The sequence below is a fragment of the Flavobacterium aquidurense genome, assembly GCF_001404985.1.
In the GTDB taxonomy this organism is placed as follows: Bacteria; Bacteroidota; Bacteroidia; order Flavobacteriales; family Flavobacteriaceae; genus Flavobacterium; species Flavobacterium aquidurense_B.
Window position 1 is genome coordinate 43,712 of sequence record NZ_JRLF01000004.1, and the last position, 16,398, is coordinate 60,109.

Consider the following 16,398-nt stretch of genomic DNA (forward strand, 5'->3'; position numbering starts at 1 on the left):
ATTTAATATAATGACAAAACAAAAAGTTACTTTTTTCTGGTTTCGACGTGATTTACGTCTGGATGATAATATTGGGTTATTCAATGCGCTGCAATCTGATTTTCCAGTGATTCCGTTATTTATTTTTGATGAAGATATCCTAGAAAATCTTCCTAAAGATGATGCGCGCGTTAGTTTTATATACGATTCGCTCGAAGCTATAAATAAACAACTTCAGGCAATTGATTCTTCTATATTAATCAAAAAAGGAAAAACTTTTGACGTTTGGAAATCACTTTTAGAAGAGTTTGATATTCAGCAGACTTTCTTTAATAAAGATTATGAACCGTACGCTATAAAACGCGATATCGCCGTTTTGAACTTATTAAAGCAAAATAATATCGAAGTATCGTCCTTTAAAGATCACGTAATTTTTGAAGAAAAAGAAATCACAAAGGCAGATGGACTTCCGTATACAATATATACGCCATACAAAAATAAATGGCTGGAAAAATACCAACTTTCCGGACAAGCTCATGAATATGACACAAAACCTTTGTTTGTAAATTTTTCCAAAAACAATTTCACTTTTCCAGAATTATCAAAAATTGGTTTTGAAAGAAGCATCATAAAAGTACTTCCTTATAACTTAACACAAATTGGCAATTATAAAGAAACAAGAGATTTTCCAGCCTTGGACGGAACCTCTTATCTTTCGCCGCATTTACGTTTTGGTACGGTTAGTATTCGTAAATTAGTGAATTGGGCCAATAAGAAAAACCAAACTTTTTTGAGTGAATTAATCTGGAGAGAATTCTTTATCCAGATTCTGTTTAACTTCCCAAATTGTGTAAATCACAATTTCAAGTCGGCTTACGACGGCATTCAGTGGCGAAACAACGAAGACGATTTTAAACGCTGGTGTTCCGGAACTACAGGTTACCCTATGGTCGATGCAGGAATGCGCCAACTTAATGAAACCGGATATATGCACAATCGCGTACGAATGGTTGTTGCAAGTTTTCTATGCAAACATTTGCTCATTAACTGGCAATGGGGCGAAGCTTATTTCGCTGAGAAATTACTGGATTTTGAACTAGCATCAAACGTAGGAAACTGGCAATGGGCCGCGGGAACTGGCTGTGATGCTGCGCCATACTTCAGGGTTTTTAATCCGGAAATTCAACAAAAAAAATTCGACGAAAAAGGAATTTACATTCGCAAATGGATTCCTGAATTTGACTTGGGATATAACGAACCAATGATAAATCATGCTTTTGCGAGAGATCGTGCGATTGAAACTTATAAAAAGGGAATTTTGAAATAATTCTTTTTGTTTCACATTTAAAGTTTCGCAATCTTTAAAAACCTTTATTAAAGTTTCCTGCACAATCTTTTCCTAACTAAAGAAGAATCACACCAGAAACTCCATTATAAAATTAAACCCGACAGGTTTTTAAAACTTGTCGGGTTTGTTATTTTAATAAAGAGAAATTTAAAACAATCAATCTTTCCTTGGTCAGGATAAATACTTTGTGCTGCTTTATGAATAAAAATATTTCTTATAAAGACTAAATCCCTAGCCCTGATAGAAGCGGTATCCTTTTGTGGCGTGGTTCGCCACAAAAGATATAGCGGATAGCAGGAAATAGCTCCTAATACTTCAAATAATTACTAACGACAATCTTCGCTTTTAGATCAAACATTAAATTATACAAACCAAAGAAAGTACGGTTCATGTAGATGAAATGTTTTGAACCACGATTTCCGTTCATTTTTTTAAGATTGGTATCTTTAGAAAAACGTTCTCCTAATTTCGCAATGCTATCAAAGAAAGTCTCATCGGCAAAATCGAAAGTTTCGTTCTGGAATGGCTTTGTAAAAAGTGATAATAAATCATGAAACATCTCTGTAAAATATTCAATTTCTTGAGGTGAATCATCCGGACGAAGAATTTCTAATTCGAATAACTTTTGATTAAAAAGTGCTTTATCTGTAATCACATTTTTATTGATTAGCTCAAAATAAGGCACATAAAACTCTTCGGGAATTATCTTCATGCATCCAAAGTCAAGTGCAATCAAACGTTTTTGATCGTCTACCAAAAAGTTTCCGGGATGTGGATCTGCGTGTACTTTTCTAAGGATATGAATTTGGTACATATAAAAATCCCAAAGCGCCTGTCCTAATTTATCGCCAACTTCCTTATCTGTGTTTATTGCTGTGAACTCAGAAAGATGAATTCCAGTCATCCAGTCCATTGTGATAATTTTCTCTGACGAAAATTCAGGATAATATCTTGGAAAAAGTAAATTTTCGATCTTATCGCAGGCTTCAACTACTTCCTGGCTTTGTTTTAATTCCAGTAAATAATTGGTTTCTTCGATGAGTTTATCTTCAACTTCCTTAAAATATTTATCAGAGTCTTTTCCCTGAAGATTAAACATTCTAATTGCAATTGGTTTTACCAAAGCTAAATCAGATGAAATACTGTTGGCAACTCCGGGATATTGAATTTTTACGGCTAATTTTTTACCCTCTTTTACAGCAAGATGCACCTGACCAATACTGGCAGCATTTACAGAGTTGGCATTGAATTCATCAAAAATTTCATAAGGTGTTTTTCCAAAATTAGTTTTAAAAGTTTTTAAAACCAATGGAGCCGAAAGTGGCGGAACAGAAAACTGTGACAAAGAAAATTTCTCGACATATGCCTGAGGCAAGAAATTCTTGTCCATACTAAGCATTTGAGCTACTTTTAAGGCACTTCCTTTCAGGCTTTTTAAGCCGTCGTAAATATCCTCAGCATTATTTTCGTTGAGTTTATCACGAGTTAAATCAGGATTAACCATTTTTTCAGCATAATGCTTAACATAGTTTACGCCTATTTTTGCTCCTGTCTGTACCAATTTACTGGCTCTTTCTATTTTTGATGTTGGGATATAATCGATCGTTTTCATTGTTTGCTGTATATTTTTTCTTTGAACAAAAATTTGCCCAAATCTATAAGATGATTCAGTGGTGCAACATTCATTAACTCGAATGAAGCATTTACTGATTTTTCGATAAAAATATCTGTTTTTTCAAATGCAGGTGACTCATCGTCAACCCAGAATTTTATCGTTAACATTAATTGCAGCCAGGCCGATTCCTGAATTCCTTTTTCCTGAAATTTCTGTAACTTTTCTTGTTCTAATCTATAATCGTCAGTGAGGATTTCTGAAACATATTCCTTAAAACTATTTCGAAGAGAACTAAGCTGCACAAGGTTTTTTAGCGGATTCCTGTCAAATTTTAATGCTTGCAAAACATAACTTCTGTTGGCAGTTAAGTTTTCAAAAAAAGTGAAATAAAAACTCAGCATTTTGTTTTTCATATCATATTCTAAGTAATCTGTGTTTTTATGCAACAAATCGATTGTGTTGACAAAAAACAATCTGAATATTTCTTTTTCCAAACCTTCTAATGTTCCAAAAAAAGCATAAAATTCCGCCTCGGTAAAATCATTTTCTTTTGCAAAATGATAAACTGATTTTGGTTTTTGTCCTTTTTCCAAAACCTCTTCCATATATATCGAAACGATGTCTTCTTTGCTGATAATCTTATTTTTAGCTGCCATCTTATTAAAATTTAAATTTTGCCTTAAAGGTAAGCAATGTTTAAGTATCTTTACTTATCGTTAAACAGAATACGCTGTTAAATATATTATAAACTATCATGGCTAAAAATATACTACTAACCGGAGGAACTGGCTTTATAGGCAAAAACTTAACTGATTTGCTTATCGAGAATGGTTTTTCTGTCTCTGTTTTTACGCGTTCTCCTAAAGAAAACACTTCTGCAATCCAATATTATAAATGGGACCCGGACCACAATTATATTGATGAACAAGCTGTCTTAAAAGCAGATTATATCATTCATTTATCCGGCGAAGGAATTGTAGAGAAACGATGGACAAAAAAACGGAAAGAAGCGATTCTTGAAAGTCGCATAAAACCTATCGATCTTATTTTTTCTGTTTTAGAAAAAAACAATAAACCTTTAGATGCATTCGTTTCTGCCTCAGCAGTTGGAATTTACGGTGCTTTTACTACTCATAAAATTTGTATTGAAAATATGCCCCCAGCCAATGACTTTTTAGGACAAACGTGCCAGGAATGGGAAAAAGCTGTCGACAAAATAAATACATTAGGAATTAGAACTGTCAAAGTGCGAACAGGAATCGTTTTAGGCCGAGACGAAGGTTTCCTAAAAAAAATTGTTCCAAGTTTTAAATCTGGTTTTGGTGCAATTTTAGGTACCGGTAAACAATATGTTCCCTGGATCCATATTTCAGACTTATGTAACATTTATTTAAAAGCAATAGTAAACTCCGAAATGCATGGTCCTTATAATGCCTGCATAACTGATAATACTACAAATGCCAGTTTATCAAAAACATTGGCAAACATATTTGGATACACTATCTGGCTTCCTAAAGCACCCAAATTCATTCTTAAAATTGTTTTGGGCGAAATGAGTGTTGCCGTTTTAGAAGGACAAAGAGTTTCATCTGAAAAAATGCAGAAAACGGGTTTTGAATTTCAATTTACAGATTTAGAACGCACGTTGGTAAGCTGCTTGAAATAAACTTTATTTTAATGTAAGATACATTATTTCCTCACTTCGCACAACTCCAATTAAAGTAGTATTGGCAGTTTGCGAAATTTTACTTGCCACCACACTTGGTATTGCAATATTAAAATCAGCGATGGATATTGGATAATTACAAATAATCTGTAAACCTTCAGGAACTCTTTTTATCAAAGCTTTAAAATCTATGATCTTAAATTTTCCATGAAGATAAAGCTTCCCTTTTACATCATATTCTTTTTCGACGGCATCGACATTTTTCAAATCAAATTTTTCGATTTTGCCTTTAAAAACAGCTTTTGGATATCGATTACTTTCTAAATAATTTTCGTTGAAATGTGTTTCCATTAAATCCATTTTAAAACGAAAATCTTTTATAGTAACAGCACATATTAAGGTGCTGCTTAAAGGTTCAAGAACTATAGTCCCGAGCTTATTTACTGCTTTTACCTCTTCAAAAAAAGGAACAGAAGCTTCAAAATTTACGATTGCCGCAGCTGTTTTAAATTTATCCTGGGCAAGTATTGGAAAGGCAGTAAAAAGTAAAATTAATACAGTAATTTTTTTCATAATCGTCAGCAATTAAACAATTATGTCATTCGATTTTTTATTTTAAGAAGAGAAAAAAACTGGACTTAATAATACATTTAAAAATAGAATGGCAGTATTCCGTGAAAAAATAATAACTCAATCATTATACTTAAAGTTACGAAATTTTCACGGACACAGTTACTTATATATCCTAAATATTTGTGAAATGTTTTTTGGCTGTAAAATGTAAAATGTTATTTGTAACAATGATTTTTGTTTATAGAATATTTTGTCCCCTACGGGACAATTTGTTATTTATAATTCTATGCTACCAATTCTACCAATATATAATCTCTACGAGATATTCTAAATTAAAAATATTAATTGACAAATACTATTAAATTCCGTTAGGAATTAAATATTGGTAGAAAAAGTAAAAAAAAAGGATACCAAAAGATGTCCCATAGGGACTACACAAAATTATGCCAATATAATCTATCCGAGATATTCTAAATTAAAATATTAATTAACAAATACTACTAATCACTTATTGCTTTAAAATTCCGTTAGGAATTAAACATCCGTATTAAAAAAAATTACCCCTGCACTTCTGTACAGATCTCAATTAAAAAACCGTCAAGATCACGTACATATGCTACAATCTGACCCCACGGTTTTTGTGTAGGTTCTTTTATTAGTATTGCACCAAATGAAGTGGCTTTTTGTACTAATTCGCCAACATTATCTGTAATAAAACCCAACTCGATCGCAAAAGGTTTATCTTCTAAACTGCTTTCGATAAAACCTTCACTTAAATTTTGAGCTGCTAATTTTTTTGAAGCAAATGAAATAGTTGTTTCACCACTGATTAATTCTCCATAATCGTTTTCTGGTGTTACAAACTTTCTGGAAAATCCAAATGCATTTTCATAAAATGAAATTGATTTTTCTACATCTTCAACATATAAAATGGTGTATCCAAACTTTACCATAATTCTAAATTTTTAATTTGATAACTATTTTAACTAATCTCTAATAACACATTATACTTATCTAAGCTTGCTAAATCTTCAATGGAGTTTACATTGGTAATTTTTTCGTGTTCTTCAACTTCTTTACGAAGTTCAATATGTTTGATTGCTTTTCTAAAACGACGAACTTCATCTAAATTAGATAAAATTAATCCCGGCACTTGAACACTTTTTCCTTCTTTGTCTTTGGCAACCATTGTAAAATAAGAGGAGTTACAATGTTTAATTGCACCGGTTTGTATATTTTCGGCCTCAACGCGAATTCCCACAATCATAGAACTTCTTCCCACGTAATTTACAGAGGCTTTCATCGTAACCAATTCTCCAACTTCTATAGGTTTCAGGAAATTTACTGTATCAACAGAAGCTGTTACACAATAATTTCCGCAAAATTTTGATGCCGAAGCAAAAGCAATCTGATCCAGTAATTGCAGGATATAACCACCGTGAATTTTACCACTAAAGTTGGTATGCGAAGGCAGCATTAATTCGGAAATACTAATTTTTGATGATGAAACCGGTTTAAAATCTGTAGTCATGTTTTTATTTTTGGTGTTATTGATTATATTATTAAGATGAAAATTTAATTCAATAACGTATTATCATCATCTGTATTCGATGCTCTTGCAACGATATTTTCAGGGAGTGACTTTTTTGCCTTAGCTCCCATTTTCTTCAATTTTTCGACACTTGAAATTAAATTTCCCCTACCATCTACGAGTTTGCTCATAGCACTTTCATATTCGGTTTTTGTGTCTTTAATTTTATTTCCAATTCGTACCAGGTCTGTCACAAAACCTTCAAATTTATCGTATAATGCTCCTGCCTGTCTGGCAATTTCAAAAGCATTTTCCTGTTGTTTTTGGTTTGCCCACATACTATCAATTGTTCTTAAAGTAGCCAGTAAAGTACTTGGTGTAACAATTACAATATTACGATCGAACGCTTTGTTATAAAGGGCCGAATCTTCATTTAATGCTATCGCAAATGCCGGTTCTATAGGGATAAAAAGCAATACAAAATCAGGACTTTCTATTTGATACAGATCATGGTAATTTTTATTCCCGAGTTGTTCTACGTGTCTTTTAATAGAATTTACGTGCTCTTTCAGGTAATCAACTTTAAGAATTTCTGATTCTTCATTGATCCATTTTTCATATGCTACCAAAGAAACTTTAGAATCGACAATCATTTTTTTACCATCAGGCAAATTGATTACAACATCCGGAAAAACCCGGTTGCCTTCATTATTGGTAAAACTTTGCTGTACTTCGTATTCACGTCCTTTTTCTAAACCTGATTTTTCCAGAACACGTTCCAAAACCAGTTCTCCCCAGTTTCCCTGCATTTTATTATCGCCTTTTAAAGCTTTAGTAAGGTTCAGTGTTTCTTTGCTCATCTGTGCGTTCATTTCGCTTAACCCAAGAATTTGCTGACGAAGTGCCGCATGATAATCAATACTCTCTTTGTGTGTTTGTTCTACTTTTTGTTCAAAACCCTGAATTTTATCCTGCAAAGGCAGCAAGATATTTTTCATGTTTACACTATTTTGCTCTGTAAATTTTGCTGATTTCTCTTCCAGGATTTTATTGGCTAAATTCTCAAATTCTCTGGTAAATTTTTCCTGTAATTCGGTTACTTCAATTTTTTGTTCTTTATGGCGTTCCCATAAATTCTCAAAGTCAACTTCTTTCTTAGAAAGCTGGATGGCAAGACTATCTTTCTCAGTTCTGATATTTTCTTTTTCAGAAGCAATAAAATGAAGCTGTTTTTCAAAATTAATCCGTTCTCTTTCAAATTGCTCTTTTTGCAATTGCAATTGATTGATATTAGCATTCAATCGCTCTTCTAAACTTACTTTCTCTGACTGAGATCTCGTCACAAACAACAACTTACCTAAGTATACACCTAAGATCAGTGCCACAACAAAAGCCAGTAACCAGGGAAGAAAATCAAACATAATTAAATTTTATTTTTAAAGTAAAAGTAAGCAATAATACGTAGTACTTAATTTTAAAATCAAAATTTCACGAATTAACATTTATTCAAAATTTAATAACCATTTTGAGTAGCTCTTCTGCTTTAAAATTAACTAAAAAATATTTTTTTTCACGCAACCATTTCAAAAGATGCTCATCTACAGTATATAAACCTATTAAAAAATTATCATGAAAAAATTAATGTTAAGCTTGTTTATAGCTTTTGGATTCAGTGCCTGCTCTCTTAATAATGACGATTTAAAAGTCGATTGTGGAGCTAGTGAAGACAAAGCTTTTACAGGATTTCCACTTTTATGTTCATACAGCATCAATACTTTACCTACTAATCCAAATGCAATTTTAGTTGGGTCAGAAGAAAAAATGAAAACTCTTTTTACCAAGCATGAAAATTCTTGTCCAAATGCTACTGACACTCCTATAGATTTCACTAAAGATATGCTGGTTGGTATTTTTGCAGGTCTAAAACCAACAAACGGATACTCTATTAAAATAACGACAATTGTAGAAAACAAATGCGAAATTTTAATTAACTATTACGAAAAAGCACCTCAGGCTGGTGAAACTCTTGTTTCTGCACCAAGTTATCCGTCAGATTTTATTTTAATCCCAAGAAGTTCAAAAGCTGTTCTTTTTAACAAAGTCACAGAGAATACAGATAATATTGTTGTGGGAACTTTTAGCAAACAATGTACTGGGGCTGATTGCCAAAAATTCTTTCAGATTAATGATTTCAATATTTTAAAATTCCAAAATGTAGTTGCCGGAGGTTATGATTTTAATCAGTACAGATATACTGCAACGACTAAAAAAGGCGATTATACGCTTTTATTAAAAGAGATACCAACTGAAATTTTAAACTTAAAAGGACAAACTAAAACTTACGGAACTCCTGATGAAGCAAATCATGGTGGTGTATATTTTGAAATTCGTCAAGGTACCGTAACAACAAAGGTTATTATTGACAATGTAGATACTGCAGATCAAAGTGCAGAAGTAAAAGCTTTCAAAAAAGTGGTTCAGGATAAAATTACAGCTTTAAAATAATCTAAGATTATGAAAAAACAATTCTTATTTTTTATTGTTGTGTGTTGTCTGTTTTCTAGTGCATATTCACTAGAATCAACAGCCGTAAAGTCCGGTTCTATTGTGAATACCTGGATTTGGGAAAAATCGATTGGAGGAGGCAGCAGTCCTTATACTGCAACCCCAAAAACTATTGGATTTACAAAGAAGGTGATTTTTACTCCTGAAGGGCGTGTGATCACTTACAAAAATGATGTAGAAATTAGAAATAGTGCATATCAGATAGCAAAAGGCATTAGTATTTTTGATCAGTCAGAAAATGATCTGATTACTTTTGAAGGCAAGACTTATATCATAGAAAAGCTTGACAATCAAAACCTAACAATTGTTAGCAACAACCAGGATGCAACCCGTACTATTTATAAAAGATAGTTTTATAAGCATTTAAGAACTATTTTTGCAAAACCAAACAATACCACTTTTTTGAAAGACGATTTAGAAAAATACATTAAGCTGTGCATAAAAAATGACAGGGAGGGACAACTGAAAATATATCAGTTGTTCTCTCCTGTTTTATATGGTATTTGCTTAAAGTATATGAAAAATGAAGACGATGCTAAAGATGTTTTTCAGGAGGCATTTGTAATCGTTTTTCAAAAAATAAGCCAATATAAATTTGAAGGAAGTTTTGAAGGCTGGCTAAAACGTATTTTCATCAATAAGCTAATTGAAACCTTAAATAAAAAGAAGAAAGAAAGTTTCTTTTTAGATGTTTTTGATCCTGATACTGATTTTGTCGAGGAAGAAGAACTGGATATTGTGCCTATAGAACAAGAAAAACTATTGGAATATATAAGGGATTTACCCGACCAATACCGAACAGTTTTTAACTTATATGTTTTTGAAAAAATGAAACACAAGGAAATCGCAGAATTACTAAAGATTTCAGAAGGAACATCAAAATCAAATTTAAACAGGGCCAAGCACATTTTGCAGAAAAGAATACTGAGCATAAAAAATTTTAAAATAGCATGAAAAAGCAAGATATAGAAGATATTTTTTCATCAATGGAAAACTTTTCAAGTGTTCCACCTCCGGAATTATGGGGTCAGATTGAGGAGAAATTAGACAAACCAAAAAAGAAAAAAAGAGCTATTCTTTGGTGGTCGGCTGCAGCATGCTTATTATTAGGCTTATTACTTCCTTCTGTTTTACATTTTAGCTCTACTTCAGGAATCAAAACGATAAAAGGTGATGCTCAGGAAAAAAACAATGTTGTTCTTGAGGAACAAAAAGATAATTTAAACTCAAATAAAGCAACCTCAACTCAGGACAATAATTCCGGGCAAATTACACTAGAAAATCAATCTGTTAATTCTAAAGATAATTCTTCTTTAAAAAACACATCTGATCAACTTAATCATTCTCCCAAAAATCAAAATCAAAAAACGGCAGTTGCTCACACAAATGCTAAAAGCTCCAATAATTCTAATACTGATGACTTAAACTTAAAACCAAATAAAGTAAAGGAAAATAACAATCAGGCTGTAGCCGAAAAAACATTAGTTACAGAACAAAAAAACGGATTTAATTCAGGCACACAAAGTCAAATGACAAACACGGATAAGAAAGTTTCTAACCAAACTGTAACAGAAAAAAATATTAGTTCCGGTAAAGAAAATGCTCTTAATCCGACTTCAAAAAATCAAATTGCAAATGCAGATAAAAAGGTTTCCAGCCAAATTTTAGCTGAAAAAGCTATGGTTTCTGCTAAAACAAATTCTTTTAATTCAGCATCAAAAAATCAGTTTATAACTACAGATAAAAAATCTTCTGATAAAATTTTATCCGAAAAAACTTTTGTTGCCGGAAATGCAAATCCATTTAATCCAAATACAAAAAATCAATTATCGAAATCTATTTTTGAAGAGCAATCAGCTTCAAAAAACAATACTGGTGTTATTAATGAAAGTGTAGTAAAACAAGATAATGATCGCATTTTGCTGAGTAAAGAACTAGCGAGCAATCAAAAAAGCAATTCTAAATTTAATAATGCGCTGAGCAAACAAGACTCTGTTCAATTAGCAGAGCTTCAAAATTTAGAAAAAGGTATCTTAACTCCTGAAACAAAAAACGAAAAGGAAGACAAAAAGATTGCTAAAGGTGAAAAATGGGCTGTCGAAGTTTTTGCCGGTGTTGCAAGTTCTGAAAATTATAAAAATGACAAAACTTTTGGCAATACAAATGATTCTAAACAAAGCAGTACTTACGGAGTAAAAACCAAATATAAAATCAACAAAAAATGGGCTGTGGGTTCTGGTTTTAAAATTAATGAATTAGGACAGAGCGTTGCAAATGTTTCTTATTTGAGTACAAAAAATGCTGCCTTTTTTAGTTCTAATGATTATTTTAACTTAAATACGACAGCTGCCGCACCAAAAATTACGACTAATGCAGATTATGTATTTGTTCCTAACTCAACTACAAATGCGATAAAAGAAAACGATATTCAAAGCAACAATATTCAAACCGGAAATCTGGATCAGAATTTACGATATATCGAAATGCCGTTAGAAGTTTCGTATTCTGTTTTTAGTAAAAACAAAGCCAGTATCAATTTAAATACGGGAGGTTTTGTTGGTAAATTGATTTCTAACAATGTAGCTTTAGATGGCAATTCGCTTGGTCAGAATATAAACGCAAATGATTACGTATATGGTTCTACCTTAAGTAGTACTTTGCAATATCGTGTGTATAAAAAGACCAATGTTTTTGTTGAACCTGCAGTAAATTATTATATAAATCCATTGAGTAATCAATCGTTTAATCAGTTTCAGTGGGGATTAAATTTTGGGTTAAATGTTTCTTTTTAAAGTTCTTTTTGTGGTATTTTTACGAAATAACTGAATAGAAATCCCATTAAAATGACAATCAAAAACAATTGGAATGATAAAAAATCATTACCCGAAGATTTAATTATTGCCAAAGAATTAGTTTATGATTACTGCGATTTTGAAGTTACAGAACCTCAACAGGAAGCTGAAAGTAATGATTATGATGCTTACAATTTTTACCAGAACGGAAATTATATTTGCTACAGAACAGCAAAAATAACGCCTACAAAAACAGGTCAGTTTGTAACCTTATGGAAACGGAATAAAAACGGAATCATAGAACCTTTTGATTTTTCTGACGCAATAGATTTTGTCATTATCAGTGTTCGAAAAAATGATTTATTTGGACAATTTATTTTTCCTAAAAATATTCTGCTGGAAAAAGCAATCTTTTCTACTGCAACAAAAGAAGGAAAAAGAGCTACGAGAGTTTATCCGCCTTGGGATGAAACAACGAGTAAACAGGCTCAGAAAACCCAACAATGGCAGTTAGACTATTTTTATGCAATATCTCCTGATCTTGATTTGAATAAGTTTAAAGCATTATTTTAAACATAAAAAAAGAGGCATCCACAAACACGGATGCCTCTTTTAAAACATGTAATAATTATTATTTCTTTATAATCTTGTTTTTATAAACAACCTTATTATTCTCTGTCAAAGTATAAACATAGATACCCGATTGTAAATAATTTACCGGAATTGCTGTTGTGCTCACCTCTTGTGTTGCGTTTATCTGAATAGGATTTGCAACTAAATGACCTGAAATATCATACAGGTTTAATTTTAGTTTCTTATCATTATTTGTCTTAACAACAATATTCAAAACATCTGTACTTGGATTAGGAAATGCCTGAACAAAATAACCGTTCTTGGTTTCATAATCTATTGTAGACAATGTTGAAGATTTTAACTCAAAACGCGCAATTACAGGTCCGTGATCAGACGTTGTATTGGTATAATTTGCAATATCATTACGAGGATCATAAACTGCTATTGAATTTGGTATGTATTGATCATTTAATTCATTAGAAATCATAATGTGATCCAGAAATCCACTTGAACTTAAATAACTATAAGCTCCAGCCTGGCTAATTCCTAAAGTAAGGGCATTATAATTTACAGTATCATCTACAAACATTTTATATGAAGAAGGATTTGGCGTAATAACAGATGCTTTTACATCATCATTATAATCTCCTAAAATAATTAAATTAGAATTTGCATAATAAAGATCCAAACTATCTTTTAATACCTGCGAGTCATATTTACGCATATTGTATCTGGCGATATCTGTTCCGCTGTTTGCACGTGCATGAACATCTACTAAGTTAAGCAGTTTTTTTACTCCGCCCAGATTCGTTTCTATTTGTACCATATAAGGCAAACGGCCTGATGAGAAAAAGCTTGCGCCATTACCACCCGGATAATTTGGTAAAGTCGTGGTTCCGGCACGTACCTCATCATATAAATCCTTAAACATTACACGTGTATCTGTTACTGTTGCTGTTTGGGTATTATAAATTACTACTAATTTTTGAGGAGGAAAATTAGGATCCGGTGCATTAAATGAATACGACCATGAAGTTGAAATTGTTTTATCAAATGTTTTTCCATTGATGCTTATCTTTTGAATTAAAGCATCTAAAGCAGGTTCATCTGATACTTCCTGAACAACATAAACGTCTGCATTTAGTTTGTTCATTACTTTGGCTACATTTTCAATTTGAAGCGCATTATCAGTCGGTCCAAATTCAACTCCGTCTGTACCTTTTACAGCTGTACCAAAAAACTCTAAGTTATAGGTTACAACATCAAAAGTATCTGCTTTTGGGATAGAAGATCCGGTTAAAGAGCCAATTTGTTTATTCAACAAAGTTCCAGTTACTGTTAAAGTTCCAGAAATAGTTAACGCTTTTACAGAAGGTGCAAATCTTGCATAAAGTGTTTTTCCTGCTGCAGCATCGGCTTGGCTAACAACAATCGTTGCTTGAAATAAATTATTATCTAAAGACAGTTGATAATCTGCCGGAGCTGTAATTATAATATCACCATGACCTTCTGCATTAAAACTAAAAGACTGGCTTGCAGAAACCGCACTTGGATTTACATCTCCAAAATCTAAAACAGGATTAGAAGCTACATAACCCGCTTCGTTAGTAATTTCTACATCATCTAATGACCATTCTGCAGCAAAATTATTTCCGCCTGCTGTGGTTTCATAAACCCATGCCAAATAGGTATGACTTGTTTTATAATTATTTAGTTTGATGTATTGCGATTTGGTGTAATTTCCTGTTGTAGTTGGAAAATCAGCTGGTATTTCTGTCCAGTTTGCCGTTTCAGGATTACTTTTTCCGTCGTAATCAACAGAAACCATTAATTTTAAACCTGGTCCTGTATAAAATTTACGAGAGTAAAAAGATAATAATGGGAATTGTCCAAAAGTATCTAAATGCAATTTAGGCGAAATCAACCAGTCTTTGCTTGCTCCGGTCTCAGAATATCCGTTCATCAAAACTGCTGCCGCTCCTGAATTTACATTTCTGGCAACTGTTGTTGAAGCCCATTTGTTTAAAGTTCCGGCAACATTATATTGCGTCCAGCCACTATTTGTCAAAACATTTGCATCATTAAATCCTTGCTTATAAGGATCAATTCCAGCTCCGGCTAACGTTACTGTTTTAGTAGTTGCACCAACCGATTCGTGTGTTATTAGTCCTGTAAAGTTATTTACTGCATCTGGAGTAAATTTTACGTAAACTGTAGGTGTTGGATTAGAAACAAAATCAGCAACAGTAAAAACAAGAGACGAACTAAAAGTTGTATTATCTTTAGATATTGTAAAGTTTGTAGTAGCGTTTAAAGTTACATCATTCGTAAGATTTACAGCCTGAATTTTATATTCGAAAGTGTCTGAATCAAATGTAGATTGAGAAAAACCTAAATCTAACGAAGTTACTGTAGTCGATACAATTGGAGTTGCAACGCTTGAAGTTGTCACATCAACCTTATTTATTGTTGATTGAATATTGCTGTAAGGATCCTCAGAAATAGAGAAAACAGAATAAGATGTACTCAGGCTCAATCCTGCAAAATTTTTCACATAAGCCTGAGAAGGATTCGTAATGTTTAAAAATCCGGATTGCAAAGCAGCCATTCCGTTTGCGTCCTGTCCAGCTTTTAACTGTGCAACTGTTGGAGCAGCACTTCCTCCTGGCAATAAAACATAATATGTTTTACCAACTTCATCTATTTTATTAGAAAAATCAAAACTCTCTCCGTAAATATTTTCAGCTTTTGGATAGCCTGCAACATTTACAGGAGCAAGAACATCACTTCTAATATCGATGTTATCTATAGCAAATGATTGTCTTGAACCGGCCGTACCTGAAACTAATCTTGCGATCCATCTTATCTGAACTAGATTTTGATTATCACAATCTGATGGCAGTGTTACTGTTATTGTTTGTAAATTTAAAGGTGTTGTAACAGCAGTGGTTTGCTGCACTGTACTAGAATTTGAATATGCTGTAGATGGCAAAGTGATAAAAGCACCTGTACTACCTACACGATATTGCAATGCCATTTCCTGAAGACGATTGTTAGCGCTTCCGTCATATGGGTTACGAATTATCATTGCATCGTACTTTACTTTTATTGCTGTATTGTTAAGGGTTGAAAAAGCAAACCCCAAAGAGAAATCAGCAGAAGTAGTATTCAAAAAACCAATTTTACCATTATAATTATGAATATTACCACTATTAGTATTTGCGGTACTGTTTGCTATTAAAGCTCTGTCACCGGTTAATCCGGTACCATAAGTAGCTGTATTTGCTGTAGCGCTTACCAACCAGCCTTGAAATCCTGCTGGATAAGTTGTAGAAGAAGCTAATAATCCATCAAAATTTTCAGTGATAGGAAGCGAAACTCTGGGAGATGGCATCGTTTGCGCAAAGAGATTCCCGGAGCAGCAATAAAAAAAACTTAAAAAAGCCATTAAATGGCGAGCAGAGTAAATGTTTTTCATGTGTTTAAAAAAATAGAGTTTTTAGAAATCAAATTTATATCCTTTAAAGTTAAGGGAATATTGTGAAACCATAAAGTTATTGTTTTCAATTTTATAAATATTTCACAATAAATATCAATTTATTGCACAAATGACTGAGCATTCACCAAACTTATCGCCACTTTAAACAATTATATATTATTGAAAGAATTTACCTTATTACTGTATTTTAACAAGATAAAACTTTATTTATTTTCAGATATAAACATAAAAAAGGCTGCCTTAAAATTAAAACAGCC

The 16,398-nt window shown here is 32.5% G+C and carries 14 protein-coding genes; 7 read left to right on the plus strand and 7 right to left on the minus strand.

What is annotated here, in order from left to right; genetic code table 11:
- The first annotated feature begins 10 nt into the window (after nt 1-10).
- Entirely contained in the window at nt 11-1,306 is a 1,296-nt protein-coding gene (locus RC62_RS01165) for a cryptochrome/photolyase family protein (protein ID WP_055091774.1), read from the plus strand.
- Between the two features lie 328 nt (nt 1,307-1,634).
- Here RC62_RS01165 and RC62_RS01170 read toward each other — a convergent pair whose 3' ends face one another.
- Together RC62_RS01170 and RC62_RS01175 are read right to left on the minus strand one after the other, a co-directional pair.
- Nucleotides 1,635-2,939, minus strand: coding sequence for an ABC1 kinase family protein (locus tag RC62_RS01170; protein WP_055091776.1), 1,305 nt, complete (start codon nt 2,937-2,939; stop codon nt 1,635-1,637).
- Nucleotides 2,936-3,598, minus strand: a complete 663-nt coding sequence (locus RC62_RS01175) for a TetR family transcriptional regulator C-terminal domain-containing protein (RefSeq protein WP_055091779.1) — start codon at nt 3,596-3,598, stop codon at nt 2,936-2,938. Before RC62_RS01175 ends, RC62_RS01170 begins: the two co-directional genes overlap by 4 nt.
- Before the next feature lie 98 nt (nt 3,599-3,696).
- Here RC62_RS01175 and RC62_RS01180 point away from each other — a divergent pair, with 98 nt between their 5' ends.
- Nucleotides 3,697-4,608, plus strand: coding sequence for a TIGR01777 family oxidoreductase (locus RC62_RS01180; RefSeq protein WP_055091781.1), 912 nt, complete (start codon nt 3,697-3,699; stop codon nt 4,606-4,608).
- 3 nt (nt 4,609-4,611) lie between these two features.
- On the opposite strand, the gene RC62_RS01185 is transcribed toward RC62_RS01180, so the two are convergent.
- The 4 genes from RC62_RS01185 to RC62_RS01200 all read right to left on the minus strand — a co-directional run bounded on the left by RC62_RS01185 (nt 4,612) and on the right by RC62_RS01200 (nt 8,133).
- The gene (locus RC62_RS01185) at nt 4,612-5,181 is read right to left on the minus strand and encodes a YceI family protein (protein ID WP_055091783.1); all 570 of its coding nucleotides are present in this window, start codon (nt 5,179-5,181) and stop codon (nt 4,612-4,614) included.
- 557 nt (nt 5,182-5,738) lie between these two features.
- Nucleotides 5,739-6,134: a VOC family protein gene (locus tag RC62_RS01190; protein WP_055091785.1), complete on the minus strand. Its 396-nt coding sequence runs from the start codon at nt 6,132-6,134 to the stop codon at nt 5,739-5,741.
- A gap of 29 nt (nt 6,135-6,163) precedes the next feature.
- On the minus strand, nt 6,164-6,712 hold the full coding sequence (locus RC62_RS01195) for an acyl-CoA thioesterase (RefSeq protein ID WP_055091787.1): 549 nt from the start codon (nt 6,710-6,712) through the stop codon (nt 6,164-6,166).
- A 44-nt stretch (nt 6,713-6,756) separates the two neighbouring features.
- Nucleotides 6,757-8,133: a DNA recombination protein RmuC gene (locus RC62_RS01200; protein WP_055091789.1), complete on the minus strand. Its 1,377-nt coding sequence runs from the start codon at nt 8,131-8,133 to the stop codon at nt 6,757-6,759.
- 208 nt (nt 8,134-8,341) lie between these two features.
- Between RC62_RS01200 and RC62_RS01205 the strand changes: the two genes are divergently transcribed.
- The 5 genes from RC62_RS01205 (at nt 8,342) to RC62_RS01225 (ending at nt 12,642) form a co-directional block, all read left to right on the plus strand.
- A complete protein-coding gene (locus RC62_RS01205; RefSeq protein ID WP_055091791.1) occupies nt 8,342-9,217 on the plus strand; it encodes a protease complex subunit PrcB family protein in 876 nt (291 codons plus the stop codon).
- Nucleotides 9,218-9,226: 9 nt separating this feature from the next.
- A complete protein-coding gene (locus RC62_RS01210) occupies nt 9,227-9,628 on the plus strand; it encodes a hypothetical protein (protein WP_055091794.1) in 402 nt (133 codons plus the stop codon).
- 126 nt (nt 9,629-9,754) lie between these two features.
- Nucleotides 9,755-10,231: an RNA polymerase sigma factor gene (locus tag RC62_RS01215; RefSeq protein WP_262494055.1), complete on the plus strand. Its 477-nt coding sequence runs from the start codon at nt 9,755-9,757 to the stop codon at nt 10,229-10,231.
- Nucleotides 10,228-12,069, plus strand: coding sequence for a hypothetical protein (locus RC62_RS01220; RefSeq protein ID WP_055091798.1), 1,842 nt, complete (start codon nt 10,228-10,230; stop codon nt 12,067-12,069). Before RC62_RS01215 ends, RC62_RS01220 begins: the two co-directional genes overlap by 4 nt.
- Before the next feature lie 51 nt (nt 12,070-12,120).
- Entirely contained in the window at nt 12,121-12,642 is a 522-nt protein-coding gene (locus RC62_RS01225) for a MepB family protein (RefSeq protein ID WP_055091800.1), read from the plus strand.
- 58 nt (nt 12,643-12,700) lie between these two features.
- Here the strand turns inward: RC62_RS01225 and RC62_RS01230 are convergent, their stop codons facing one another.
- Entirely contained in the window at nt 12,701-16,120 is a 3,420-nt protein-coding gene (locus tag RC62_RS01230; protein ID WP_055091802.1) for a T9SS-dependent choice-of-anchor J family protein, read from the minus strand.
- Between the last annotated feature and the right edge of the window lie 278 nt (nt 16,121-16,398).